This window comes from Streptomyces sp. NPDC002476 (assembly GCF_042889785.1).
Lineage (GTDB): Bacteria > Actinomycetota > Actinomycetes > Streptomycetales > Streptomycetaceae > Streptomyces.
In genome coordinates this window covers 42984-68716 of the sequence record NZ_JBIARH010000010.1, presented here as the reverse complement: position 1 = coordinate 68716, position 25733 = coordinate 42984, and the positions used below count along the sequence as shown (strand labels likewise).

At 70.1% G+C, this 25733-nt stretch carries 17 protein-coding genes and 1 tRNA gene; 6 read left to right on the top strand and 12 right to left on the bottom strand.

Translation table 11 applies throughout. From position 1 onward, the window contains the following. Window positions 1–178 precede the first annotated feature (178 nt). Window positions 179–252, top strand: a tRNA-Gly gene (locus ACFYXM_RS14600). 103 nt (window positions 253–355) lie between these two features. Here ACFYXM_RS14600 and ACFYXM_RS14595 read toward each other — a convergent pair. Beyond that, complete coding sequence (locus ACFYXM_RS14595) at window positions 356–550, bottom strand: hypothetical protein (RefSeq protein ID WP_351522554.1); 195 nt, start codon at window positions 548–550, stop codon at window positions 356–358. A gap of 546 nt (window positions 551–1096) precedes the next feature. Here ACFYXM_RS14595 and ACFYXM_RS14590 point away from each other — a divergent pair. Next, window positions 1097–2269 carry an acyltransferase family protein gene (locus ACFYXM_RS14590; protein ID WP_389289357.1) on the top strand — a complete coding sequence of 391 codons (1173 nt, stop codon included), beginning with the start codon at window positions 1097–1099 and terminating at the stop codon, window positions 2267–2269. A gap of 171 nt (window positions 2270–2440) precedes the next feature. Here ACFYXM_RS14590 and ACFYXM_RS14585 read toward each other — a convergent pair whose 3' ends face one another. The 3 genes from ACFYXM_RS14585 to ACFYXM_RS14575 form a co-directional block, all read right to left on the bottom strand. Then, window positions 2441–2920: an HD domain-containing protein gene (locus ACFYXM_RS14585; RefSeq protein ID WP_389289356.1), complete on the bottom strand. Its 480-nt coding sequence runs from the start codon at window positions 2918–2920 to the stop codon at window positions 2441–2443. A 236-nt stretch (window positions 2921–3156) separates the two neighbouring features. Continuing rightward, window positions 3157–5652: an FtsX-like permease family protein gene (locus tag ACFYXM_RS14580; RefSeq protein WP_389289355.1), complete on the bottom strand. Its 2496-nt coding sequence runs from the start codon at window positions 5650–5652 to the stop codon at window positions 3157–3159. After that, on the bottom strand, window positions 5652–6656 hold the full coding sequence (locus tag ACFYXM_RS14575) for an ABC transporter ATP-binding protein (RefSeq protein WP_389289354.1): 1005 nt from the start codon (window positions 6654–6656) through the stop codon (window positions 5652–5654). Before ACFYXM_RS14575 ends, ACFYXM_RS14580 begins: the two co-directional genes overlap by 1 nt. A 249-nt stretch (window positions 6657–6905) precedes the next feature. On the opposite strand from ACFYXM_RS14575, the gene ACFYXM_RS14570 reads away from it, so the two are divergent. Beyond that, window positions 6906–8117: a cation:proton antiporter gene (locus ACFYXM_RS14570; RefSeq protein ID WP_389289353.1), complete on the top strand. Its 1212-nt coding sequence runs from the start codon at window positions 6906–6908 to the stop codon at window positions 8115–8117. A 153-nt stretch (window positions 8118–8270) separates the two neighbouring features. Here ACFYXM_RS14570 and ACFYXM_RS14565 read toward each other — a convergent pair whose 3' ends face one another. Then, on the bottom strand, window positions 8271–9416 hold the full coding sequence (locus ACFYXM_RS14565) for a PP2C family protein-serine/threonine phosphatase (RefSeq protein WP_389289352.1): 1146 nt from the start codon (window positions 9414–9416) through the stop codon (window positions 8271–8273). A 104-nt stretch (window positions 9417–9520) separates the two neighbouring features. Here ACFYXM_RS14565 and ACFYXM_RS14560 point away from each other — a divergent pair, with 104 nt between their 5' ends. After that, window positions 9521–10753 carry a GNAT family N-acetyltransferase gene (locus tag ACFYXM_RS14560; protein ID WP_389289351.1) on the top strand — a complete coding sequence of 411 codons (1233 nt, stop codon included), beginning with the start codon at window positions 9521–9523 and terminating at the stop codon, window positions 10751–10753. 136 nt (window positions 10754–10889) lie between these two features. Here ACFYXM_RS14560 and ACFYXM_RS14555 read toward each other — a convergent pair whose 3' ends face one another. Together ACFYXM_RS14555 and ACFYXM_RS14550 are read right to left on the bottom strand one after the other, a co-directional pair. Continuing rightward, window positions 10890–11699 (bottom strand): Fpg/Nei family DNA glycosylase, encoded by an 810-nt coding sequence (locus ACFYXM_RS14555; protein ID WP_389289350.1) that lies wholly within the window; start codon window positions 11697–11699, stop codon window positions 10890–10892. Window positions 11700–11873: 174 nt separating this feature from the next. Further along, on the bottom strand, window positions 11874–12362 hold the full coding sequence (locus tag ACFYXM_RS14550; RefSeq protein WP_389289349.1) for a ribose-5-phosphate isomerase: 489 nt from the start codon (window positions 12360–12362) through the stop codon (window positions 11874–11876). Window positions 12363–12884: 522 nt separating this feature from the next. Here ACFYXM_RS14550 and ACFYXM_RS14545 point away from each other — a divergent pair. Further along, window positions 12885–14402 carry an amino acid permease gene (locus tag ACFYXM_RS14545; protein WP_389289348.1) on the top strand — a complete coding sequence of 506 codons (1518 nt, stop codon included), beginning with the start codon at window positions 12885–12887 and terminating at the stop codon, window positions 14400–14402. 134 nt (window positions 14403–14536) lie between these two features. On the opposite strand, the gene ACFYXM_RS14540 is transcribed toward ACFYXM_RS14545, so the two are convergent. Further along, a complete protein-coding gene (locus tag ACFYXM_RS14540) occupies window positions 14537–15133 on the bottom strand; it encodes a biotin transporter BioY (protein ID WP_389289347.1) in 597 nt (198 codons plus the stop codon). A 431-nt stretch (window positions 15134–15564) separates the two neighbouring features. Between ACFYXM_RS14540 and ACFYXM_RS14535 the strand changes: the two genes are divergently transcribed. After that, on the top strand, window positions 15565–17031 hold the full coding sequence (locus ACFYXM_RS14535) for an amino acid permease (protein ID WP_389289346.1): 1467 nt from the start codon (window positions 15565–15567) through the stop codon (window positions 17029–17031). Here the strand turns inward: ACFYXM_RS14535 and ACFYXM_RS14530 are convergent. The 4 genes from ACFYXM_RS14530 to ACFYXM_RS14515 form a co-directional block, all read right to left on the bottom strand. Then, the gene (locus ACFYXM_RS14530) at window positions 17021–17689 is read right to left on the bottom strand and encodes a histidine phosphatase family protein (RefSeq protein ID WP_389289345.1); all 669 of its coding nucleotides are present in this window, start codon (window positions 17687–17689) and stop codon (window positions 17021–17023) included. The genes ACFYXM_RS14535 and ACFYXM_RS14530 overlap by 11 nt on opposite strands. A gap of 67 nt (window positions 17690–17756) precedes the next feature. Then, window positions 17757–18203, bottom strand: a complete 447-nt coding sequence (locus ACFYXM_RS14525) for a hypothetical protein (protein WP_389289344.1) — start codon at window positions 18201–18203, stop codon at window positions 17757–17759. Between the two features lie 465 nt (window positions 18204–18668). Further along, window positions 18669–19130 (bottom strand): hypothetical protein, encoded by a 462-nt coding sequence (locus ACFYXM_RS14520; RefSeq protein ID WP_389289343.1) that lies wholly within the window; start codon window positions 19128–19130, stop codon window positions 18669–18671. A 14-nt stretch (window positions 19131–19144) separates the two neighbouring features. After that, complete coding sequence (locus tag ACFYXM_RS14515; protein ID WP_389289342.1) at window positions 19145–25663, bottom strand: RHS repeat-associated core domain-containing protein; 6519 nt, start codon at window positions 25661–25663, stop codon at window positions 19145–19147. Window positions 25664–25733 lie beyond the last annotated feature (70 nt).

Sequence of the window (25733 nt, the reverse complement as noted above, 5' to 3'; positions counted from 1 at the left end):
ACATGCAGACAGGCGGTGCATCGGCCGCTTTGCGCGAGCGGCTCGCAGAGGGCGGCTCGCGCGGGTCGCGTTCCGGACGCGACGACCGGTGGAGCGGCTATCAGGTGTGCGGGCAGCACCCACGACCCGCTACGATGCTTCTCGTGCCGCCGGTCGCCGGACCAGCGGTGCGACGTATGCGGGCGTAGCTCAATGGTAGAGCCCTAGTCTTCCAAACTAGCTACGCGGGTTCGATTCCCGTCGCCCGCTCCACGCCCGGGCCCGGCCCGACGAGATCTCGTCGGGCCGGGCCTTTCGCGTCGGACCGTCCACGCCCGCCGCTGCCCGCGGGGCCGGGATTCGAGCCGGGGCGGTGTCAGAAGCTGATCTGGTTGATGGTGTGCGCTATCGAGTCCATGAAGCGCTGGATCGTCGGCGCCAAGCCGGTCGAGGCGAGGAAGAAGCCGAAGAGGGCGGCGACGACCGCGGGGCCGGCCTTGATGGATCCACCTCGGATCATGACCACCAGGATGATCGCCAACATCAGCACCACAGACAGCGAAATGGCCACAACTGATCACACCCTCGGTCGGTCCGCCTTGCCGGCCCGGAGGCGTGCGGCCGAGCACCCCTCCGATCCGTCCATCGTGCCATCAACTCCCCTCCGGCCGCCGCCGAGTGACGGATCACACTGACAGGATCACGCCATCCTTGCGCCCCCCGCGCCTCGCGTGCGCCCCCAGGCGCACAGCCGCACGGGCCCCGCACGGCGGTGATCCGGCCACGGGCCCGCGCCCCTGTGAATCACCTGTGCGTCGAATCGCCTGCGCGCCTGCACGCCGAATCGCCTGTGCACCGAATCACCCGCGAGTCGGAAAATCACAACAGCGCATGACCATAATGGTTTCCGCATCCGCACACTTCATTCACATGCAATTCTCAGATTCGCGCACCGCGAAATTCTCCCCGCCAAAGGATCTTCGATATGCCCCACTCAAGGGGGGTAAATGTGCGCATATCAGACAGTACTCCGCGGTTTCGCCAGCGAGTGGACGCGGACATGTAATTCCAGCAGGCGGTTTTACGAATTGCGATCGGGACGTCTATGGTGCTTTGAATGTTCCAAGCTCCGAACGTATTTCAGAGGGCCCCGCTCCCATCGGCGACCCGGGAGTCGGAGCCCAGACAGCAAGGGCCGATGCCCTCTGCGGCAGCGGCCGGTACCGCGACGGCCGATCCCGCGACGGCCCCGCACGGGAATCCGGCGGCGGCCCCGGCGAAGAAGCGGGATCCCTACTTCGACAACGTCAAATATCTCGCCATCGTGCTCGTGGCGATGGCACACGCGTGGGAACCGGTGATGGAGGGAAGCCGGACCGTCCGCGCGCTGTACATGGTCGCGTACACCTTTCACATGCCGGCGTTCATCGTCGTCTCCGGATATTTCTCCCGCTCGTTCGACATGTCGGCCGCCAAGGTGAAGCGCCTGGTCACCGGAGTCGCCGTGCCGTATGTGGTGTTCGAGACGGCGTATTCCCTGTTCAAGCGATACGCGGACGACACCCCCGACCATCCGATCAGCCTGGTCGACCCCTGGTATCTCACCTGGTTCCTGGTCGCCCTGTTCGTCTGGCGCCTCACCACACCGCTGTGGCAGGCGCTGCGCCATCCGCTTCCGGTGGCGCTCGTCGTCGCCATGCTCGCCTCCTTCTCACCGACCATCGGCGACGATCTCGACCTCCAACGCGTGCTGCAGTTCCTGCCGTTCTTCGTGCTCGGTCTCCGGCTGAGGCCCGAGCACTTCGACCTGGTGCGCCGGCGCGAGGTGCGGATGCTCGCCCCGGCAGTGTTCGCCGCGGCCGCGGCGTTCGCGTACTGGGCGGCGCCGCGGATGCAGCTGGGCTGGTTCTACCGCAGCAACAGCGCGCAGGAGATGGGCGCTCCGTGGTGGTCGGGCGCCGTGATGACCCTGCTCATGTTCGGCTGCGCGCTGCTGCTCACCGTCGCCTTCCTGTCCCTGGTGCCGCGCCGCCGCACATGGTTCACGGTGCTGGGCGCCGGAACCATCTGCGGCTATCTGCTGCACGGTTTCCTGGTCAAGGGCGCCGGATACGCCGGGCTGTTCGACGCCTACGACTGGCTGTCGTCGCCCGCCGGGCTGGTGCTCGTGTCCGTCGCGGCGGCCGGTGCGGTGACGCTGATGTGCACGCCTCCGGTGCGGAGGCTGCTGCGCCCGGTGACCGAGCCGGAGATGGAATGGGCGTTCCGGCGGGGCGGCGCCGGACGCTGATGCGGTACGGGCCGGTCCGGGGCGGACACCTCGCCCCGGACCGGTTCACCGTCCCGGACCGGTTCACCGTTCCGGGTCGGCTCCTCGTCACCGATCGGTTCCGTTCCGGGGTCGGCCGCTCGCCGGATCGGCCCCTTCTCCGGGATCAGTCCTCGCCATGTTGGCTTGAATTCAATGTGTGGTGGGCGATTCGCCCGAGGTGAGGCCGAGCAGTCGCCGGACATGTGCGTACTTCTCGGTCAGCCGGGTACGGGTCGACGGTTCCAATGCGGCGAGGCGGGCCGGATCCGCGTTGTGCGCCAGGTCGGACTCCTTGATCAGCAGGGCGCCCGGGGTGCCGAGAATGCGCCGGGTGTACGCGCCGAGGTCCTCGCCGTCGCGCTTGGTGACGGCGAGGACCATGTCCTTGACCTGCTGCGGAAGTGCGGCCCCGGCCAGCCATTCCTCCGACAGGACCCCGTCCTCGACGGCGTCGTGCAGCCAGGCGGCCGCGATCTGTTCGTCGGTCCCGCCCCTGGCCCGGACCCCCTCGGCGACGGCGTGGAGGTGTTCCGCGTACGGGCGTCCGGCCTTGTCCGTCCGCGTGCGGTGGGCGGCGCGGGCGATCGCCTCGACTTCGGCCAGGTCCAGGTTTCTGCGTGGCGTCGTCACGACCCGACTCTAACGACCTGGGGAGCAAGAGGGAGCGGGCTCCCGACGCCCTGCGACTCCGCCTCCCGCGTCGTCGTCGGTCAACGATGCCCCTTCCCCGAGCTCTCAGCTGCTTTCGAGCAGGACAGACCCCATCCGCCTCCCTCCTCCGCCCTGGAGCCGAAGCCGCACGACGCCGCTCGCCGATCCACTCCCTCTTGTTCCCCAGGTCGTAAGGGCCGTCCCGAGGACAGCCCTCAGGGACGAGCGGCCGCCTTGCGCAGGGCCGCCCGGGCCGCGATCGTCGCGGCGGCGAGCCCGAGCCCGAGGGTCACGGCGACGAAGGTCCCGTACAACACCGGTGGGATGTACGGGGGTTCACCGGTCAGCCCCTTCATCATCGGATTCAGCGTGGCCAGCGCGATGGCGGTGCCGAGCCCGGCCCCGGCCACGGTGACGAGCAGCGCCTCCCAGCGGATCATGCCCATGATCTGGCGGCGGGTGGAGCCGACGAGACGGAGCAGGGTCAGTTCGCGGCGGCGGTCGAGCACGGTCATCACCAGGGTGTTGACGGCGGCGACGGCGGCGAATCCGCCGAGGACCGCGGCCATGACGGTGTTGGCCCAGGCGTTGAACTCGCGGTCGCGGTCCCGCGCGGCGGCGTAGCCGGAGGCGTCGGTGACGGTGCCGAGCGCGGCGAGCTTCCGCGCTGCGGCGGGGGTGGCCCTCACCAGCAGTTCGGAGGCGTACGGCGCGGTGACGCGGGTTTCGAGGTCGGCGGCGGGCAGCGTGACGAGGCCGGTGCCCAGGCCGCGGCCGTAGACGGCGACGATCTTCGGGGACGCCCGGGTGCCGTCCGGGAGGCGCAGTTCGAGGCGGTCGCCCGTCGTCCGGCCGGCGGAGTCGGCGAGGGTGGTGTCGATGGCCACGGTGCCGGGGCGCAGGCCGTCGAGCGAGCCGGTCCGGACGTCGAGGTCCTGGACCTCGGTCAGGGCGTCGCCGGTGCCGATGACGCCCTGTGCGGGGGTGCCCTGCATCATGCGCTCGTCGCCCGAGCCGACGGTCACCAGGACGGAGGTGCGGAGCAGGCCGACGGCGGTGGAGACCCCGGGGGTGGCGGCGGCGCGTCCGGTGGCGTCGGAGGCGAGTCCCCCGGGGGCGGTGACGACGTGGTCGGCGATGACGGCGTCGCGCTGCTGGTGCGCGATCACCCGCTCCTCGCTGGTGTGCATGAACACGAGCGTGGAGGAGAAGGCCATGGCGAGCACGATCGGGGTGATCGCGGAGGCCAGTCGCCGTGAGTTCGTACGGGAGTTGGCGGCGGCCAGCGAGCCGGAGGCGCCGGCGCCTCGCAGCGGGAGGCCGATGACGGCGGCGCAGAGCCGGGCGATCAGCGGGCCGAGCAGGCCGACGGCGAGCATGAAGAGCATGACGACGCCGAGCGCGGCGTTCGCGGCGTCCTCGCCGCTGCCGGCCCCCGCGACACCGGCGAGGACGATGCCGCCGACGAGCGCGGCGATGCCGAGCGGGGTCCGGATCCAGCCGTACGGCGGCTGTTCGACCGCGGACTGCGCGAGGGCGAGCCCGGGTTCGGTCCGGGACGGACGGCGGGCGGCGAAGTAACCGGCGGCGAGCGCGGTGAGCATGGTGGTGGCCGTGGCGATGGACAGCGGCAGCCAGGACACGTGCAGGACGACCGCCTCGGGGACGGCGCCCTTGTCCCGGAGCTGCCCGAACCACCAGTGGGCCAGGACGGTTCCGGGCAGGCAGCCGAGCGCTCCGGCGAGCGGCGCGATGAGCAGCGACTCGCAGGCGATGGCGCGGCGCAGCTGGCCGGGGGTGGCCCCGATGGCGCGCAGCATGGCGAACTCGCGCCTGCGCTGGCCGACGGAGAGGGCGACCGTGCCGGCGGCGGTGAAGACGGCGACCATGGTCGCGACGCCGCCGAAGGAGCCGCCGAGCGCGATGAGGAGTTCCTCGGCGTCCGCGAGGTCCGGGTCCTCGGCACCTCCGCGGTCGTCGCCGGTGTGGACCCGGGCCCCGGCGGTGCGGCCGACGCTCGCGCGTACCCGGTCGGCGAGGGTGGCGGTGTCGGTGCCGGGGGCGGCGAGCACGGCGATGGCGTCGACCCGGCCGGGGTGGCCGGACAGCCTCACGGCCTCGCGGTCTCCGAACCAGACGGTGCCGTTCTCGGTGGTGGCCGGGGCGTCGGCGGTGCCCGAGACACGGAACCTCCCGGCTCCCGCGGGGGTGTCGAGGGCGAGGGTGTCGCCGACCCGCGCCCCCGCACCGGCGGGGACGACGACCTCGCCGGCGCGGGGTGCCTCGCCGGTGAGCAGCCGGGTGCCGGTGAGGGGGGCGGAGCCCCAGCCGTGGGCGGTGAGGGGTGCGCCGTCCCGGCGTACGGGGTAGCCGACGTCGCCGATCGCGGTGGCCGCGCCGGGGACCGCGGCCACCCTGTCCACCAGAGACTCGGGGAGTCGTGCGGTGTCCGGTACGAGCGCGCCCACGTCGACCTCGCTCTCGCCGCGTCCGACCGTCATGTGGACCCGCTGGTCGGCGGCGACCACGACGGGCGCCTTCGCGTAGCGGTCGGCGGGGACGGAGGCGCGCAGGCCGGTCTCCAGCAGGATGCCGCAGGCGGAGACGATCGCGGCGGCCAGCAGGAGGGCGACGAACGTGCCGACGAACGCCGCGGGTCTGAAGCGGACGGCCGCGCGGGCGAGGCCGTTGGGAACGCGTGGGACGAACATCAGGCCGCCGCTCCCGTACGGGCGCGGGCGGTGGCGTCGCCCTGGGTGGCCGGCGCGGTCGCCGTGGTCAGCGCGGTCAGCCGGGCGGCGATCCGTGCGGCTTCGGCGCGCGGCAGGCTGTCCACGATCGACCCGTCGGCCAGGAAGAGGACCTGGTCGGCCCAGGCGGCGGCGGCCGGGTCGTGGGTGACCATGACCACGGTGGCGCCGAGCACGTCCACCGCGTGCCGGAGCAGGCCGAGGATCTCGGCGGCGGTGGTGGTGTCGAGTGCGCCGGTCGGCTCGTCCGCGAAGATCACGTCGGGGCGGGTGATCAGGGCGCGGGCGACGGCGACGCGCTGCTGCTGGCCGCCCGAGAGTTCGCCGGGGCGGCGGGCCCCCTTGTCGCCGAGGCCCACCGCGGCGAGCATCTCGGCCGCGGCACGGCGGCTGCGGGCGCCGCCGGTGCGCTGTCCGGCCAGGCGCAGGGGCAGCAGGACGTTCTGCTCGACCGTCAGGGACGGGAGCAGGTTGAACGCCTGGAAGACGAAGCCGAGTCGGGTGCGTCGCAGTTCGGTGAGGCGGCTCTCCTTCATCCCGGTGATCTCGGTGCCGCCGAGGCGGACGGAGCCGGCGGTGGGGCGGTCGAGCCCGGCCGCGCACTGCAGGAAGGTCGACTTCCCGGAGCCGGATGGTCCCATGACGGCGGTGAAACCGGAGTGCGGGAGGGCCAGGTCGATGCCCCGCAGGGCGTGCACGGCCGCCTTGCCCCGGCCGTACTGCCGCCGGACGCCGCGCAGTTCGACCGCGAACTCCGCGCGGTCCACGCGGTTCGTGCGGTCCGAGCGGTCGGTGACGTCCACGGGCTCCGAGGGGCCCATGAGGTCTGTGAGGTCCGTGCGGTACGCCAGCTCCGTGCCGTCGGTGAAGTCCGTGCCTCCGCTCCGTGTCCGCACGCCCCGCTCGTCCCACGCGTTCCGCTCGTCCCGCTTCTGCGCGCCCTGCCTGGTGCGTCGCAGCGCCATGATGTCCGCCCTCCGTTGCTCACCGGCCGCTTCTCCGGCCGGCGACTCGAACGTACGGATCAGGAGCAGGCGCGGGCCATGACGGCTACCGGCGGATCGGGGGTGGGGCAAACCCGAGGTCGGCGATCGGAAGCCCGGGCCATAGTTACAACGTAAATTGTTCGGTAAACTAATTACTGACGATTCCTTGACGCTCTCTTGACCCGACGAAGGATCAGGCTCATCGGACACGCAGACACGCTCATCGCCATGGGCGGCGCCTTCCTCGCCGCCGCCGTTCTCGCCCGTGTCGGCAGTCGCATCGGACTGCCGACCATTCCCCTGTTCATCCTGGCCGGGATCCTGCTCGGCCCGCACACCCCGGGCATCGTGCTGGTCGCCGATCCGCACGACCTGGAGATGCTCTCGGCACTCGGCCTGGTGCTGCTGCTCTTCTACCTCGGCCTCGAATTCCACCTCGACGACCTTGAGGCAGGCGGCCGCAAGATGGTCGTCGCGGGCTCCGTCTACCTGCTCCTGAACGTGGGGGCCGGGCTCGGATTCGGCTTCGCGCTGGGCTGGGGCACCTCGGAGGCCCTGGTCATGGCCGGGGTCATCGGCATCTCCTCGTCGGCCATCGTGACCAAGATCCTCGTCGACACGAAGCGTCTGGGGAGCCCGGAGAGCAAGACGATCCTCGGCATCATCGTGGTCGACGACATCTTCCTCGCCCTCTACCTCGCCGCGCTCCAGCCGATCCTGTCGCGCTCGGACAGCCTCGGAGCCGCGATTCTCGACGGGGGCAAGGCGTTCGGCTTCCTGCTGCTCCTGGCGCTCACCGCGCGGTTCGGCACGAAGCTCGTCAGCAAGCTCATCCACACCTCGGACGACGAACTGCTCGTCATCTCCTTCCTCGGTGCCGCCGTGCTCGTCGCCGGGGTGTCCGAATGGTTCGGGGTCGCGGACGCGATCGGCGCGTTCATGATGGGTCTGATGCTCGGCAGCACGACGTCGGGCGGGCGCATCCTCAAACTGGTCCATCCGCTGCGCGACGCCTTCGGGGCGATCTTCTTCTTCGCCTTCGGACTGTCCATCGACCCCGGCGACCTGCCGGGCGTGCTGTGGCCGGTGCTGGCCGCCGTGGCGCTGACCGTGGTGATGAACGTGCTCTCCGGGATGGTCTCGGCACGCGTCTACGGCTTCGGCGCGCAGGCCGCGGCGAACATCTCGACCACGCTGACGGCCCGCGGCGAGTTCGCCCTGATCCTCGCCACGATGGCCGCGGGCGCGGGACTGGACGAACGGCTCCCGCCGTTCATCGCCGGTTACGTGCTCGTCCTCGCGGTCCTGTCGCCGCTGGCCGCCGGACGCTCGCACTGGCTGGCCCGCGTCCTGCCGGGCGGCCGGGACGGAGGTCCGGGCCGGGGCAGCGGCGGTGATCATGGCGACGACAGCACCGAAGGAGTCCCGGTCCCGGCCTGAGACGTAAGGGCGGGCGGCCGGTACGTCGGCGGGTACCGGGCCGGTGCCGGAACCGCCGGGCCCGTCGCGCGGACCGCTCGGGTGCCGTACGCGTACGGCTCGGGGTGTCTCCGGCTCGGACGGTCCGTCCGGTACCGGGCGCCGACGGCGGGGTCAGGCGGTCCGCGACAACAGCAGCAGCGCCCGGTCGTCGTTGACGTCCTTGGCGCACGCCTCGATCAGATGCCAGGCCGCGCCCTCGAATCCGGTCGTGACATAGCGGTCGGCCTCGCCGGTCAGCCGGTCGATGCCTTCCGCGATGTCACGGTCGGACGCCTCCACCAGGCCGTCGGTGAACAGCATCAGCACGTCTCCGGGGGCCAGCGAGCCCTTCACGGCGTCGAACTGCGCCCCGTCGTACACCCCGAGGAGCGGCCCCTCGGCGGCCTTCTCCTCCCACTGGCCGCTGCCCGAGTGGAGTTGCAGGGCCGGCGGGTGCCCTGCGGAGAAGAGTTCGTAGTCGCCCGATTCGAGGTCCAGGACCAGATGGATCGATGTGGCGAAGCCCTCCTCCCAGTCCTGGCGCAGCAGATAGCCGTTGGCCGCGGGCAGGAAGCCGTGCGGGGGCAGCGAGCCGAGGAGACCGCCGAAGGCGCCGGACAGCAGCAGGGCGCGCGAGCCCGCGTCCATGCCCTTGCCGGACACGTCGGTGAGGACGGCCTCCAGGGACCGGCCGCCGTTCGTACGGGCCGCGACGACGAAGTCGCCGGAGAAGGACTGCCCGCCCGCCGGACGCAGCGCCATCTCGCGGTGCCAGCCCTGCGGCAGCCGGGGCAGGGCGCTCTGCACCCGGATGCGTTCGCGCAGGTCGAAGAGCATGGTGCTGCCGCGTCGCCACGGCACCCCGACCCTGGCCCGGAACTGGGCGAGGACCAGCCCGAAGAAGCCGCAGGCCGCGACCACCAGGACGATGCCGGGCGTCACCCGGGCCGGGCCGTCCTCGTACGGGCCGAGTCCGAGCGACTCCACGATCAGGGCCAGGGCGGCGGTCGCGTACACGCCGAGCAGGCTCGCGGGGCGCAGCAACAGACCGCCCGCCACGATCGGCAGGCCGAGCGCCGCCGGTGAGAACCACACGGGGTTCACCAGGGTGGCGCAGGTGATGGCCGGAACGGTGAGCAGCAGACCGGCCAGCGCGATCCATTCGGCCCCGTCGCCCCGGAAGTAGTCGACCCCGGATTTGCGCAGCGCGACGCGCGCCCGGTGCACCGATTTCCGCAATCGGGCCGGGTACGTCTCTGCTCCTGCGCGACGGGCCATTGCGGGGACCCTATCCACCCGACGGCTTCCGGTGCAGGGGGACCCCGTGACAATGCGTTCGAAATCGGGTCGACCGGCTGCTGGGCCCCTGATAGGTATGACCCATGACGACCGAGCTTCGCGTACTGCGCCCGTCCGAGTGGAACCAATGGTTCGAGTCCCTGGAACTCGCGTTCGGCGGAGTCGCGGAACCACCGGAACAGCGTGAGCTGGATGAGCAACTGACCGAGCCCGAGCGGTCGCTCGGTATCTGGGACGGTTCCGACGTGGTCGCCACGGCGGGGGCGTTCAGCTTCCGGGTCGCCGTGCCGGGCGGGGCGCTGGTGCCCGCCGCCGGGGTCACGATGGTGAGCGTCGCGTCCACGCACCGCAGGCGCGGGCTGCTGACCTCCATGATGCGCCGACAGCTCGACGACGTCCGGGCGCTGGGTGAGCCGTTCGCCGTTCTGACGGCGTCGGAGCCCGTGATCTACGGCCGGTTCGGCTACGGGGCGGCCAGCCGGCAGATGTCCCTGACGATCGACACGGACCGGGTGCGGCTGACGGTGCCGGAGGGCACCGACGCGGTGCGGCTGCGTCACGCGCGGCCGGACGAGGCGGTGGCCGCGTGCGAGAGCGTCTACGCGCAGTTGGTGCCCGGTCGTCCCGGCACCCCCGCCCACGGCCCCGGCTGGGAGCGCAAGCCGATGGTCGATCCGCCGAGCGAACGCCAGGGGACCTCCGCGCAGCAGTGTGTGCTGGCCGAGCTGGACGGCGAGGTCGTCGGCTATGTGACGTATCGCATCAAGCCCGAATGGGAGATGGCGGGCCCCCGGGGCACGGTGATCGTGAACGATCTCGACGCGCTGGACCCGGCGTCGTACGCGGCGCTGTGGCGGTTCGTCTTCGAGATCGACCTTACGTCGACGGTGGAGGCGCGGAACCGTCCGGAGGACGACGCGGTGCTGCATCTGGTGTCGGACGTGCGGCGATGCGACGTCCGGCTCCGGGACTCGCTCCACGTGCGGCTGGTGGAGCTGGGGGCGGCGCTGGAGGCCCGGACGTACCGGGCGCCGGTGGACGTGGTGTTCGAGGTCAAGGACACGTTCTGCCCCTGGAACGCGGGGCGTTGGCGGCTGACGGGCGACGCGAAGGGCGCGGCGACCTGTCGGCGGACCGAGGACCCGGCCGACCTCGCGCTGTCGGTACGGGAGTTGGGCTCGGTATATCTGGGTGGCGAGTCCCTGACGGCGCTGGCGCGCGCCGGACGGGTACGGGAGCTGCGGCCGGGCGCGCTGGCGGAGGCGTCGACGGCGTTCTCGTCGGACGTGGCGCCGTGGCTGCCCCGCGGGTTCTGAACCGGGGTGCCGTACCCGGGGGGTTTCGCCCCGGGGTGCCGACCCGGCGGTTCCGGGACGGTCCCTTCCGGGGGCTCCGGCTCGCGGGAGGTCCGGCGGCGGGCTCAGAGCCTGTCGGGTGACCTCCGACAGGCTCTCAGGCCCGTTGGCAGCCCGGGCACCAGAAGAGGTTGCGGGCGGCGAGATCGGCGGTGCGGATCTCGCCGCCACAGATGTGGCAGGACTGCCGGGCCCTGCGGTACACGTACACCTCGCCGCCGTGGTCGTCGACGCGCGGCGGGCGGCCCATGGCCTCCGGGGTGTGCTCGGGACGGACCGTGTCGATCCGGTTGTTCCGCACGCCCTCGCGCATCAGCGCCACCAGGTCGGCCCAGATCGCGTCCCACTCGGCGCGCCGCAGGTCCTTGCCCTGGCGGTACGGGTCGATGCCGTGACGGAACAGCACCTCCGCGCGGTACACGTTGCCGACGCCCGCGACGACCTTCTGGTCCATCAGCAGGGCGGCGACCGTGATCCGGCTGCGGGAGATCCGCCCCCAGGCCCGCTCGCCGTCCTCGTCGGTCCGCAGCGGGTCCGGGCCGAGGCGGTCGTGTATCGCGCGCTTCTCGGGTCCGGTGATCAGGGCGCAGGTGGTGGGGCCGCGCAGATCCGCGTGGTGGTCGTCGTTCACCAGACGCAGCCGGACCGTGCCGGTGGGCGGCGGGGCCGGGGCGGTCCCGAAGCCGAGCTTGCCGAAGAGGCCCAGGTGGATGTGGACCCAGCCGATGTCCCCGAAGCCGAGGAAGAGGTGCTTGCCGTGGGCGTCGACGCTGGTGAGGGTCCGGCCGTCGAGCAGCGCGGCGCTGTCGGAGAACTTGCCCTGCGGGCTGCTCACCCGTACCGGCCGCCCGGCGAACCTGTCCCGGTGGTCCGCCGCGAGGCGGTGGATCGTGTGTCCCTCGGGCACTGCGGCGGCTCTCCTCGGTGGCAGTGGCGGTGACGCCGGCGATGACGGTGGCGGCGACCGTGGCGGGCGGCGTCGTGGACGGTCTCGCCGCCGGACGGGGCTGGCGGTGGGAACCGCACCGGCCGGATGCGGCTGTGCCGCCGGGGGTCCCGGCGGCACAGTGGTGGTTTTCGGTCAGCCCTGCTGCGGGTGGTGGGCGGGGATCGGCGGGAGCTCGCCGGTCGTCTCGTACGCCGTCAGCATCTCGATGCGACGGGTGTGGCGCTCCTCACCGGAGTACGGGGTGGCCAGGAAGATCTCGACGAACTTGGTGGCCTCGTCCAGCGAGTGCATCCGGCCGCCGATGGCGACCACGTTGGCGTTGTTGTGCTCGCGGCCCAGGGCGGCGGTCTGCTCGCTCCAGGCGAGCGCGGCACGCACGCCCTTGACCTTGTTGGCGGCGATCTGCTCACCGTTGCCGGAGCCGCCGATCACGATGCCGAGGCTGTCCGGGTCCGCGGCCGTCCGCTCGGCGGCACGCAGGCAGAACGGCGGGTAGTCGTCCTGGGCGTCGTAGATGTGGGGACCGCAGTCGACGGCCTCGTGGCCCTGGGCCGTCAGCCACTCGACGAGGTGGTTCTTGAGTTCATAGCCGGCATGGTCCGAGCCGAGGTACACGCGCATGTTCCGAGTGTGGCACGAGAGACGCCAGGCGGCCGTCATCGGGGTCATGTCACAGACGCCACCGGGCCCGCCGACCCGGAAGGCCACCGCCGACGGCCCCGCGTGACGTACGGCACGCCCTCGTGCGGCACGGCAGGAGGGTGTGTGCGGCACGGCACCGGCCCGCACGTGGCACGGCGCGGATCGGCGTGCGGTACCACGCGCGCGGTGACACGGTGCGACGCGGGCGGGACGCATACGGGGACCGCCCCGCGCGAGGCGGACACCCCTGGCGTGATGCGTGCGCGAGTCCCGTGTGGGAAATGCCTCACAGGCAACTTTTCTGCCAAGAAACCGGAATGAAGTCTTCCGTTCTTGGTGTCCGAGAGGCTTCAATGCACCACGCCCTGCTCGCGGCTTCCGCGGCCGGGGCGACCGCGCCCCACCGCGGTATTCGTGGCCGAGCGACCGCGCCCCACCGCGGCATTTCGCACGGCGGCCGGGGCGTGCACGAGTGATCGGCACACGTAAGGACTCCATCCCATGACGTCGCAGACGACTCCGACCAGGCATGACCGGTCCGACGGGCCGGCCCCGGCGAACTCCTCCGGTGGCCTCCAGGCGGGCCTCAAGAACCGCCACCTCTCCATGATCGCCATCGGCGGTGTCATCGGCGCCGGCCTCTTCGTCGGTTCCGGTACCGGCATCGCCGCGGCCGGACCGTCCATCCTGATCTCGTACGCGCTGGTCGGCCTGATGGTCGTCTTCGTGATGCGGATGCTCGGCGAGATGGCGGCGGCGCGCCCCACTTCCGGTTCCTTCTCCACCTACGCCGACCAGGCGCTGGGCCGCTGGGCCGGTTTCTCGATCGGCTGGCTGTACTGGTTCTTCTGGGTCGTGGTGCTCGCCGTCGAGGCGACGGCCGGCGCCAAGATCCTGGAGGGCTGGGTACCGGGCATCCCACAGTGGGCGTGGGCGCTGATCGTGATGGTCGTCCTGACCGCGACGAACCTGGTGTCGGTCGGGTCGTACGGCGAGTTCGAGTTCTGGTTCGCCGGCATCAAGGTCGTGGCGATCGCCGCGTTCGTGGTCGTCGGCCTGCTGGCCGTCTTCGGGCTGCTGCCCGGCTCGGACGCCCCGGCCCCGGGGTTCGCCCATCTCACCGACTCCGGCGGGTTCTTCCCCGTGGGGGTGGGCGCCATCCTCACCGGTGTGCTGATGGTCGTCTTCTCCTTCATGGGCAGCGAGATCGTCACCCTCGCCGCGGGTGAGTCCGAGGACCCGCAGCGCGCCGTGCGGCAGGCCACCAACAGCGTGATCTGGCGGATCGCCGTCTTCTACCTGGGCTCGATCCTCGTCGTGCTGTGCCTGGTGCCGTGGAACGACCCGTCGCTCGTGAAGGACGGCAGCTACGTGGCCGCCCTCAACGTCATCGGCATCCCGCACGCGGGCCAGGTCATGAACGTCATCGTGCTGACGGCCGTGCTGTCCTGTCTGAACTCCGGCCTCTACACCGCCTCCCGGATGGCGTTCTCGCTCGGCGAGCGCGGGGACGCGCCGAAGGCGTTCGCCCGGGTGAACAAGCGGGGCGTGCCCCAGGCGGCCATCCTGTCGTCCGTCGTCTTCGGCTTCGTCGCGGTGTTCTTCAACTACCAGTGGCCCGACACCGTCTTCCAGTTCCTGCTGAACTCGTCCGGCGCGGTCGCGCTGTTCGTCTGGCTGGTCATCTGCTTCACGCAGCTGCGGATGCGGGGCATCATCCTGCGCGAGTCGCCGGAGAAGCTGGTCGTGCGGATGTGGCTCTTCCCGTATCTGACCTGGGCGACCATCGCGATGATCTCGTTCGTCCTGGTCTACATGCTGACCGACGACAGCGGGCGTGAGCAGGTGCTGCTCTCGCTGCTCGTCGCGGCGCTGGTGGTGGCGATCGCGCTGGTGCGCGACGTCCGGCAGCGGAAGGCCGCGGGGGCCCCGCAGGTCGTGAACGCCGTGAACGCAGCGGGGGCCGTGAACGCGGCGGAGCCCGCGACCGGCGGGGCCGCGCAGGAGGCCCGGACCTGAGGGCCCCGCGCCGCTCCGGACGTGAGGGCGCGAAGTACATGCGAACCGGAGAGGCTCCCCGGCCGTGACGTGTCACGGCCGGGGAGCCTCTCCGGTTCGCGTCTACGGCGGACGCGGATGGTGAGCCCCGGGCGTCAGCCCCGGCGGCCGGCCAGCTTCCAGGCCGCGGGCAGCGCGCCCATCGCGAGAGCGGCCTTCAGCGCGTCACCGAGCAGGAACGGCACCAGGCCGGCCGCGATCGCGGCGCTCGCCGACATGCCGGTGGACAGCGCCAGGTACGGGACGCCCACCGCGTAGATGATCGCGGAGCCCAGCACCATCGTGCCCGCGGTGCGCAGCACGGACCGGTCCCCGCCCCGACGGGCGAGGGCGCCGACCGCGGCGGCGGCGAGCAGCATGCCGAGGACGTACCCGAACGACGGGAAGCCCATCCCGGACCTGGCCTCGGCGAACCATGGCATCCCCGCCATGCCGACGAGCGTGTACACGGCGAGGGAGAGGAAGCCGCGCCGGGCGCCGAGCGCGGTGCCGACGAGGAGCGCGGCGAAGGTCTGGCCCGTGACCGGGACCGGGGAGCCGGGGATCGGGACGGCGATCTGGGCGGCGATCCCGGTGAGCGCGGCGCCCCCGAGGACCAGGGCCGTGTCGACGGCGTAACGGTGCCTGGCGGCGGGCAGCAGGTCGGCGAGGACCGCTCCGGTACGGGCAGGGGCGGCGGCAGCAGTGCTCATCGGGACTCCGCGGGGTGAGGACAGGTGGGGACAGACTGGACCGACGTTAGCCCACGGGTTGACGACCGATCACCGTCAGCGGCTGACAAGCGGTGATCGAGGCATTGATGGAGTTCACACAAAGACGCCCGGGCAATCATGCGGTGACGTGATACTCGTCACTGAGGCGAGAGCGGATGGCGTCGCCGTTCGCTCGCGCGAGCCGCTCCGGAAGAACTGTAGGTTCCCCCCAAAAGCCGGTTGCCGACGCTTTTCTTCCGGCACGCCCCGCCGAGGGCGCCGCGTGCCCGTATGTGCACGATGTGTGAGCATCGTGCCCGTATGGCGGACAGTGGTTCCCGGCCGCCGGTGCGCACGCTCAGACTGTGCGCGACGTCCCCCACGCCACACCTCGCGTCCTCCATGTGTCACCTACCGAACAGAGCACGTCCATGTCTCGGAATCCCGCTTCTCCCCCCACCGAAGAACCCACGGAACCCCGGGCCGCAGCCGGCTCCGGCTCCCCCGTCGAGTCCCCGGCGACCGTCACCGCCGCCCCCGCCGACGGCGGGCTCACCCACGGCCTCAAGCAGCGGCACCTGTCGATGATCGCGCTCGGCGGTGTCATCGGCGCCGGGCTGTTCGTCGGCTCGGGCGCCGGCATCGCCGCCGCGGGCCCGTCGATCGTCATCGCGTACGCCGTCTCCGGGCTGCTGGTCATGCTCGTGATGCGGATGCTCGGCGAGATGTCGGCCGCGAACCCGGCCTCCGGTTCCTTCTCCGTCCACGCGGAACGGGCCATAGGGCCGTGGGCGGGGTTCACCGTGGGCTGGGCGTTCTGGGTGCTGCTCTGCGTCGCCGTCGGTCTGGAGGGCATCGGCGCCGCGAAGATCGTCACGGGCTGGCTGCCCGGCACCCCGGAATGGGCCTGGGTCGCGCTGTTCATGGTGGTCTTCCTCGGTACGAACCTGGCCTCGGTGAAGAAGTTCGGCGAGTTCGAGTTCTGGTTCGCCACCCTGAAGGTCGTGGCGATCACGCTCTTCCTCGGCCTGGGCGTGCTGGCGGTCCTCGGCCTGCTGCCCGGTACGGACGCGCCCGGAACCAGCAACCTCACCGGCGCGGGCGGCTTCCTGCCGAACGGCGCCGAGGGACTGGTGATCGGTCTGCTCGCCTCCGTCTTCGCGTACGGCGGTCTGGAGACCGTCACCATCGCCGCGGCCGAGTCCGAGGACCCGGTGCAGGGCGTCGCCAAGGCCGTGCGGACCGCGATGTGGCGGATCGCGCTGTTCTACGTCGGCTCGATGGCCGTCGTCGTGACCCTGGTGCCGTGGAGCGACCCGCAGATCGTGGAGGTCGGCCCGTTCTACGCGGCCCTGAAGCATGTCGGAATCGGCAGCGCGGCGCAGATCATGAACGTGGTCGTCCTGGTCGCCCTGCTCTCCGCGATGAACGCCAACATCTACGGCTCCTCGCGCATGGTCTGCTCGCTGGTGGCGCGGGGCCAGGGCCCGCGGCGGCTCGGCCGGATCTCGTCCGGCGTGCCGCGCGCGGCCGTCCTGGTCTCGTCGGTGTTCGGCTTCCTGTGCGTGCTGCTCAGCTACTGGCGTCCCGACGACGTCTTCCCCTGGCTGCTCAACATGATCGGCGCGGTGATCCTGGTCGTCTGGGTCTTCATCGCCGTCTCCCAGCTGATCCTGCGCGGCCGGACCCAGCGCGAGGCCCCGGAGAAGCTCGCCGTGCGGATGTGGTGCTTCCCGGTGCTGACGCTGGTGGCGCTGCTGGCGATGGGCGGGATCTTCGTCCTGATGCTGGGCCAGCCGGACACGCGCGACCAACTGGTCGCGAGCGGCGCCCTCACCGCCGTGCTGATCGTCGCCGGTGTCGTACGCCAGCGGCGGGCCGCGGCCGTCACGGGCTGACGTCGGGTACCAGGGGCGCATCCGGCACGGCGGGCGCGTGCGGCGCGGCGGGGGCGTGCGGCGCGGCGGGGGCGTGCGGCGCGCACGGCACGTTGAGGGAGAGCAGCGCCCCGCCCCGCTCCCCGATCCGTACCTCGCTGATCGCCGTGTTCCGCAGCTTCGGGAAGGCCCGGCGGTAGGCGCCCAGCGGGATCGACAGCAGTTCGCAGAGCACGAGCCTCAGCAGGGTGTTGTGGGCGACGACGAGAACCCGCTGTCCCGGGTGCTCGTCCGCGATCCGGCGCAGTGCCGTCGCGCCCCGGGCCGCCGCCGCCCGGGGGTCCTCGGCCCCGGGGAACGGATGGGCCACCGGGTCGGCGCGGTACTCCCCGCCCCGCCGGGGGTGCTCGGCCTCGAACTCCGCCAGCGTGCGCCCCTCCACCTCGCCGAAGTCGCACTCGCGCAGCTCGTGGTCGAGCCGGGGCGTAAGGCCGAGCGCCCGGCACGCGGCGGGCCTCACCGGCACCCTGGCACCGTGCGGCGGCGGCACCCGCTCCCCCGCCTGGACCCGGCTGTTCGCGGACGTGCTGGGCCGCTCGCTGCGGATCGTCGAGGGCGAGGTGGGTGCCCGGGGCGCGGTCCTGGCGGCGGCGCCCCGCTTCGGCGCTGAACTGGACACCGCCGCGTGGACGGCCCCGACAAGGGTCGTCGAACCGGACCCGGGCCCGCACCTGGTCCCCGCCCCCTCACTTCTCCCCGGGACCGCTCCGGTCGGTCACCTCGCGGCGGACCCGATAGCCACGCTCCGTGTCGGGGTCCCCCTCGAAGTACACCTCCGGCTCGTCCCCGCCCCGAGCGGCCCGGAGCAGGGCGAATCCGGCGTCATCGGCGAACGAGCCGCCCTCGACGAAGCGGAGCTCGACGCCGCTGCTCGGGTCCCGCTGCCCCTCCAGGTCCCACCTCCCCCTCCCGGAAAGGCTGCCCTCCCCGGGAGGGGGTGTGGAGAAGCTGAACTCGATCGCGCTCCGCGGGATGCCTGACATGTCGAACGTGCCGTCCGCCCGGAACTCGATCCGCCCGCCGCCGGAGCCTTTCCAGACACCGACGACCTCCTCGGAGCGAAGTTCCGGGCTCTTCCCCCCGCACCCCTGCATCACGAACAGGGCCACGAACAGCAGCAGAGGAACAGCCACACATATCGCACACCCACGAAAACGTCTCATACCCAGCCCACTCGCTACTTGTAGATCTTTTCCTGCCAGCGGATATCAACCCGGAATCCCGCGAAGTACCCGCCCATATGGCGCGGCGCCTCGTTCGCGGCCTCCTGCCACCCCGGGTCAAGCTGACCTTGCATAGGTCAGCTTGACCTTGCATCTGGGTCTGCATAGGTCCGTTGAATCTTGCATACAGCTGCGGTTCGTACAGCAGAGTGAACCGCCCCGATGACATTCTCGTTTTTAACGACAGCGGGGAACAGCGAGCTACGGGCGCGACCATCGAAGATGCAAGATAGGTCTGCGCAACCGCGCCGTCGGCCGTGCAAGCGGATCTTTCACCTCGCTGGTCACGGCCACTGACGGATGCAGCCTCTAGCTGCACCGAACCTCAAGCGCGTACCTCGGCCGCTTGGAGCGCTTGCTCACAGGGCAATACAACTAGCCCTTCTGTCCGGAGCCGCGCCGGTCGGATGCCTCGCGGCGAACCCGGTAGCCGCGATCCGTGTCGACGTTCAACTCGAAATACATCTCCGGCTCGTCTCCGATCCGGGTGATCTCGAGCAGGGCACTCTCGGTTCCGTCAGCGAAGCTGATCTCGACGCCACTGCTCGGGTCCCGGTCCCACTCCATCTCCCACTCCCCCCTTCCGGAAAGGCTGCCCTTCCCAGGCTGGGTAGTGGAGGAGCTGAGCTCTATGGCGCTCCGCGGGATACCCGACATATCGAACGTACCGTCAGCCCGGAACTCGATCCGCCCACCGCCAGAGCCTTTCCAGACACCGACAACCTCCTCGGAACGAAGTTCCGGGCTCCCCCCCTCGCACCCCTGCATCACAAACAGGATGATGAACAGAAGCGAAGGAATAGCGATAAATATCGCACACCCACGGAAACGTCTCATACCTAGCCCACTCACTACCTGTAGATCTTTTCCTGCCAGCGGATGTCGACCCGGAATCCCGCGAAATACCCACCGAAGTAGCGCGGAAACCCATTCGCATCCTCTTGCCACCCCCAAGGACCCGGCAAGAAGGACTCATTGTTGATCTCGGTCGAGGCATGATAACTGACCGTAAGCGTATTTCCCTTAGACTTCGTCACCGTGTACTTGAGGTCGTAGGAACCGAGAGCCCCCTGGGCCGCTCGGTCCTCCTTTCCAACCAGGAGCCCACCAAAGTCCGAGACGTACATGCCTGCCATCTGAAGCAGATTCAAACTTTTGCCGTCCCTGTTCTTTGTGGTGCTGTACTTGGTCTTCTGCTCCTTATCCAATCCCGTGGCGGCGAAGTGCTCGGCGACCTCTACCCGTGCGTCTTTCATGCTCGAGGACTTGATCAGCAACTGGGTCAGTTCGTCGTCCTCGTCATAGCTCTGGTTCGCTGAACGGTTCGTGCCGTTGACGTCTCCCCAGATCCAGCGGAAGGCCAGGCTCCATGGACCGCCGCTCTTGACCTTTCCATCACCACCGAAGGAGTCGATCAGCCCCCCGGACTGCGGTCGGCACATGGCCTGAGCCTCCATCAGCATCTTCTGGACCTTCTTCATCTCCGGACTCTGACTGAACTGAACGGGGAGCGGGTCCGGGCCCATCAGCAACGGCGGCGGCTGGAGCAGCGACGGTGCCGTCGGCAGGAAGCCGGTGAGCCCCTGGCTGGATGTCGGTGCGCTGCCGTAGTTCCCGCTTCCGGGGAACGGGGGAGCGGCGAACATGTCCGACATCATCGCGCCAACGCTGCAGTCCACTCCCACGGTGCACTCCGACGCACGGCCCGTGGGGTCCGAGAAGGTCGCAGGGTTGTTCTCGGCGTATCCGTAGCCGTTGAGGGACTGGTGCTTGGCCGGCTCCAGCAGCGGGTCGGCGCTCAGGAAGAGCCCCAGCGCAGGGTCGTACTCGCGGGCATCGAGGTGGGTGAGTCCGGTGCCGAGGTCATGGGTCTTGCCCAGGAACGCCCGGTCGTCGATCCAGGAGCCCACCGCTCCGGCCTTCCGCTCGGCACCGAAGACGGTCATGTAGCGCTTGGTGACGGCCTGGGTGTCGGACACGATAGCCACGCTGGAGGTGCCGTGCTCGTCCCCGGCGAGGTAGTAGAGCTTGTTGGCGCCGGTCTGGTTGGTACGGACGGCGACGGTCAGGTTCTCGGTGCCGTAGTAGCGCTGTGCCCAGGTGGTGCCGTCCTTCTTGAGGTGGAGTTCGGTGGCGCCGGCGTACAGGATTCGTTCGCCGTTGTCCGCGTCTCGGATCAGCAGGTTGCCGTCCCCGTCGTAAAGGTAGTTGGTCGAGTCGGCGCCTTCGGTGAGCTTTGCGAGCTTGCCCTCGGGGGACCATGCCAGGCTCTGGGGCCCCTTCGCGCCGGGCCGGGTGGTCATGTTGCCCGCGTCATCGTGGACGTACTTCTCCTCGACGCTGTCGCAGGTGGCCGCCGCGGTCGTCGCGATCAGCGTGTGCTTCTGGGACGATGCGTAGCAGTATGTCGTCCTGGTGTTGCCAGTGCTCTGATGCTCGGTCTCGCTGGTCCGCTGCCCGGCGTCGTTGTAGGTGTAGCCGGTCCAGTACGGAGCCGGGCCGCCGAGCGCGTCGGCGCTCCGGGTGTCACCGCACTGCTGTGAGGCGGGGGTCCATGCCTCGGTGAGGCGGCGGTGGCCGTCGTAGGCGAAGCACTGGGTCTCCGCCTTGCCCGCCCCGCCGAGCGTGGCCGGATCGCTGATGGAAGTGACGTTTCCGGCTTGGTCGTAGCTGTAGTTGAGGTCCTGCAGCGCGTACGGGTGCGTCTGGTCGGTGACCTTGCTGCCGGTCAGCCGCCCGGTCCCCTCCTCGTACGTGTAGGTCACGTACGCCTTCTTCTGGGCTTCCGTGTTCGCCGTGCCGAGGATGAGCTGCTGCGGTTGGCCGAGGGCCGAGTAGTCGGTGTCCAACAGGTATCCGGTACTTCCGGTGATGGCCTTGACCTGGCCGAGGCCGGTGTAGCCGCGGGAGACCGTCTCGGCGGAGAGCCCCCCCAGTGCGGGTTCCCGCGCGGACTGGAGCGTGCCATCGATGTTGTAGTAGCTGCTGAACTCCAGAGTGGACGGCGCGCCCGCCTTGACGAGCGGGTCGCCTGCCGGGAGTTCGAGCTGGGTGCTCACGGGGCGGTCGAGACTGTCGTACTCGGTGACTCGCCGGGTGTAGGTGTCACCGCCCGCGCCGTTCACATACCGGATCGAGGCGGCCGGCTTTCCCTTGAGCACGGTGTCGTAGGTCTGCTCGGTAAGGCGGTTGGCGTCCGTCTTCGATCCGACCCAGGTCCCGGTGATGCGACCGAGCTCGTCGTACTCGGTCACGATCGGCTCGGTGCGCCGCCCGTCCGTGGTCTTGATCGCCTGGTCGAGCGTGTTGTACTCCGTGGTCGCTTCGCCCTTGTCCGGGTCGAGTGTGCGGGTGCGGCGGCCGAACAGGTCGTACTCGTAGGTCCACTTCGCGTTGTCGGGGCCGACGATGGTTGATTCCTTGTCGTCCAGTGTGAAGGTGGTCCGCACCGAGGTGTAGGCGGCTCCCAGTCCCCCGCCGAACTCCTTGTCCTCGGGGCTCGGCCCCGCGTACTCCCGGGTCTCGACAGTTCGTCCGCGCGCGTCGACGATGGTGCGCTTCGCCGAGCCGTGTTCGAGCGCGGTGGTGGCGGTCGAGTCGCCCGTATAGGTCGTCGTGCTGGTCCACCGCTTCTGTCCGTAGAAGGACACGGTGCGTTCCGTCTCCCGACCCGCGCCGTCGTGGCCTATGGCCGTCTGGGTGGCGGACTCGCCGTACTCCGCTCGGGTGTAGGTGCCGGTGGGCGTGCTGCCGCTGTCGAAGATGTCCGCGTAGGTCTCGTAGACCAGGCCACGCGAGTCGTAGCGGGTGTCGGTGAGGATCCGGCCGCCCAGCGGAGTGGGCGACTGGGTCTGCAGCGGACGCAGCTGCGCGTCATAGAGGTTGTACGTGGTGTTGTACGTCTTGCCGTCGGCCTTCAGCGTTGAGGTCGACACCCAGGACGCTTTGGTGGTGTTCAGCTGGTAGGCAAAGGTGTTGCTCGGCGCGTCCCCGGCGGCCTTGCTGCGGTTGGGCAGCCAGACCGACACCAGGCGGCCGAGCGCGTCGTACTCAAGCTCCGTCTTCTTCAGGTTCGCGTCGTAGGTACGTTCCGCCAGGCCGCGCCGCGGGTCGATGAAGTTGGTGGTCCGGTAGTTCTTGGGGTTGGTGACGACCGTCTTGGTCAGCGGCCCCGCGTCGGCGGGTGTGTATTCCGTGACGGTCGACTTCTTGTTCGCGTCGGTCACGCTGGTCGGGCGGCCCAGCCCGTCGAACGCCGTCGTGCCGATGGTCTGCCAGCCGCTGGGCAAGCGCTGCCCGTCGGCCTCCGCCTTCGCCGAATACCCGGTGGCCCGTCCCGACCAGGTGGCGTTCCCCCTGGTCGGGACCTGGCCCGCCGTCCACCCGGTGGCTTGCGGGTTATCGAACACGGTCGCGGTGTCGGACAGCACATCACCACGGGACCCGGAACCGGTCGGCAGGGCGAGCCCTGCATCGGTGACGGAGCACGGCCTGCCCACCCGGCGCACCCGGGACTTCAGGCTGGTGATCCCCGCCTCGTCGTTCCGGGCGTACCACGTACGGGCACAGGTCTCATCCCCGCTCCTGCCTGCGTCCCCGGAGTCGTCGACGGTGACGGGCATGCCGTAGTCGTCGTAGGTGGTGGTGACCGCACGGGTCCGCCAGGTCTTCGACCCGGTGAGGTACGTGTAGGTGGTTGTCCTGCCAGCCCGTACGTACCGGGCAATGTGGTCCGCAGCGTCCGGCACCGTCTGCCGGGCCGTCTCCCTCGACCAGGGGTCGGTCACCATGACCGAGACCGCTTCGGTGCCCGCATAGACGATCTGCTGGCGCAACTGGCCCACGTACTGGTCGCTGTCGTCGAACGTCGCGATGCTCAGACCGCTGACGGGCACCGGAGTGATGGTCACCTGCCGGGTGGTGCCGTCCGCCTTCTTGTCCTTGTCCATTCCCTGCATGTAGAGCGAGACGGTCTTGGAACGGGTGGTGCCCTTCGCCCCCGTGTACACCGTCACCTGCCGGTAGCCGCGCCAGTCGGCCCAAGTCCGCTCCGCCTTCGGGGTAAACGGATCATCGCTGTAGTGCCATGCCGCTCCCGCATACTCGTAGGCGTGCTCGACCGCATCGTTCTGGCCTGCGGGATCGGTGGTGACCACGGCCAGCACCCGGTACTTGTGGAACCAGTCCACGGACGCGTTCTCCGCCCCGTTGATATTCCAGTACTGCGGGTAGCAGGACCGGGTGTTCGTGTCCTCCGCGGCGTCCTTGACGTCGCTTCGGAGGCACTCCGGCGAGGAGAGGGTCACCGTGGTGAGAGCGCCGGTCTCCGAGGTGACGGTGGAGATGCGCGGCCTGGTGAGGGGCAGGACGTCCTCGGTGCCGTCCACCCGGTTCGGACGCATCTGGTAGGTGAAGGAGATCGGGTGCGAGGTGATGCTCGTGCTTTTGGCCTCGGCAGTCCGCTTCAGCGACTTCAGCGTCAGCGTGTGGTCACTGCTGTCGCCGATGTCGCCGCCGTCGAGGTACTCCTGGGTGAATGCCCAGGAGTCGACGGGCTTGTAGGTCTTGTCGGCCGCCGACCAGGAGAAGGTGTGGACTCCGGTGACCCGCTTGCGCGTGAAGAACGCCGGCCCTGCGGCGTTGCACTCCTTGTCGCCGTCCGAGCAGATCGCGTCGAAAGGCACGTCCGGCCAGTTGCGAGCGGTGTCCTTGTTCAGTTCCGAGCAGTCCGACGCGGTGCAGCGCTCCGCATGGTCGAAGGTGACCTTGGCGTCGGCGTCATCGGTGAACAGCGCGCCCTTCCGTAGCCCGTACTTGATCTCCTTCAGGTAGCCACCTCTTGTGTAGGCGGCGTTCGCGGTTTCGGACTTGTTCTTCTTGTAGTGATTCGTCTCCTTGGCATACCAGTAGGTAGCGGCGTTGCCCTGGGCGCTCTCGACATAGTCGAGGTTCCAGCGCCAGGCCTGGACCAGTGCGCGGTCGGCGAAGCCGCTCCCCTTGTCGTAGCCGGGCTCCCCGGAGTCGTCGCCGTAGACCGGAACTGTCCATGTGGAGTTGGTGCGCTGGTCGGAGGCTCCGTCGAGCTTGTCCAGGCCGAAGACGTACTTGGTGCCTTCTCCGGTGACCACGGTCCAGTACTCGCCGTCGTTGTCGCCGTTGATGGCGCCCGTCGACCGGGTCACCTTCGACGCATCGTCGTCCTGGAGCCGCCACTGTCCGGAATCGTCATCCTTCACCAGCCGGGACGACTTTCCGTTCAGGACCAGGCGTGCGTTGTCGTACGTCCAGCAGCGGTCGAAGACATCCTTGTGCCCGTCGTCGTCGCAGCTGCCGTAGGAACGCTCGATGTACGAATCGGTCAGGCCGAACCCCTCACCGACCGGTGTTCCCTGGTTGTTGGTACCCGAGGTGCGGCCGTCCACGCTGCCCGAGTCGTAGGTGAGCGACAGCGTGGGCGTCGGGTCGGCGGCGGCGGGGGGCAACGGGAACTTGTGCGACCACGTGAAGGAACCCGTGCTGCCGCCGGCCTCCCACGACGAGGAGGCGGCGAGTTCGGTCGCCGAGTAGTCACCCATACCGGACGGCGAGGCTCCGGAGCCTGCCGAGAGTGCGGTGACCGCCAGGACCGTGGATGCCGACGAAGCAGCCGACGGCCGGGCGGGATCCGTTACGGTGAAGGAGACCTGCGCCGCAACGGACTGACGGGTGAGGTCGTTGTCGGACTTCAAGGGGCTCTGCCGACGGCACTCGGCCTTCTCGGGCGTCGTCAGCGCGCAGGCCGGGAGCCGGACGAGGCGCAGCCGCCCAGCCCAGCCTCCGCCGACGACGCCGGCGAACTCGCTGTAGTCGACGGATACACGAGCACGCCCCGGGGCGTCCGCTACCGCGGACAGCACGACTCCGAGGACACCGGCCTTCCGCGCGGTCCGCTGGTCGTGCACCGAGACCTCCGCTTCGGCCACCGTGTCGGCGAGCGATCCCGACTGCGGCTCGATCGTTACCGGCACACCGGACGGCGCGGCTGCGCCGCGGCCCTTGGCTCGGAGGGCGATGACCGCCTTGCCGGGGGTCGGCCAGGTCGCCTTCCGCTCGGCCGTCGCTCTCTTCGCCTGCTCCTTGTTCACCGCGCGGCGGGCAGCAGCATCCTTGCTCGCGCGCCCGGCTCTGGAGCCGTCGACGGCGTAGACCTCGCTGGTGCGTTGAGCGGGCAGGTCGGGGCGGCCGAGCCCCTTGCCGTCCCCTGCCTGTGCGACCGGTGTGACCACTCCGGTCGCCAGCAGAGCCAGTGCCAGTGCTGTGATCAGCGAGCGCGCACGGCGGTGTCTGCCGCCACCGCTCGTTGGTCTCGAAGTACCTGTGCCAAAAGCCATGACTATTCCGTCCCCACCCGAAAGTTCCGCAGGCCGAAAGCCTGAGAGCGCGCTCGTGATCACGGTCACG

Coding starts and splice junctions, on each gene's coding strand:
- ACFYXM_RS14565 (WP_389289352.1), bottom strand. CDS start 9,416: ATGGCCCGTCGCGCAGGAGCAGAGACGTACCCGGCCCGATTGCGGAAA.
- ACFYXM_RS14560 (WP_389289351.1), top strand. CDS start 9,521: ATGACGACCGAGCTTCGCGTACTGCGCCCGTCCGAGTGGAACCAATGG.
- ACFYXM_RS14515 (WP_389289342.1), bottom strand. CDS start 25,663: ATGGCTTTTGGCACAGGTACTTCGAGACCAACGAGCGGTGGCGGCAGA.
- ACFYXM_RS14580 (WP_389289355.1), bottom strand. CDS start 5,652: ATGTTCGTCCCACGCGTTCCCAACGGCCTCGCCCGCGCGGCCGTCCGC.
- ACFYXM_RS14540 (WP_389289347.1), bottom strand. CDS start 15,133: ATGAGCACTGCTGCCGCCGCCCCTGCCCGTACCGGAGCGGTCCTCGCC.
- ACFYXM_RS14550 (WP_389289349.1), bottom strand. CDS start 12,362: ATGCGCGTGTACCTCGGCTCGGACCATGCCGGCTATGAACTCAAGAAC.
- ACFYXM_RS14575 (WP_389289354.1), bottom strand. CDS start 6,656: ATGGCGCTGCGACGCACCAGGCAGGGCGCGCAGAAGCGGGACGAGCGG.
- ACFYXM_RS14590 (WP_389289357.1), top strand. CDS start 1,097: ATGTTCCAAGCTCCGAACGTATTTCAGAGGGCCCCGCTCCCATCGGCG.
- ACFYXM_RS14545 (WP_389289348.1), top strand. CDS start 12,885: ATGACGTCGCAGACGACTCCGACCAGGCATGACCGGTCCGACGGGCCG.
- ACFYXM_RS14570 (WP_389289353.1), top strand. CDS start 6,906: ATGGGCGGCGCCTTCCTCGCCGCCGCCGTTCTCGCCCGTGTCGGCAGT.
- ACFYXM_RS14535 (WP_389289346.1), top strand. CDS start 15,565: ATGTCTCGGAATCCCGCTTCTCCCCCCACCGAAGAACCCACGGAACCC.
- ACFYXM_RS14520 (WP_389289343.1), bottom strand. CDS start 19,130: ATGAGACGTTTCCGTGGGTGTGCGATATTTATCGCTATTCCTTCGCTT.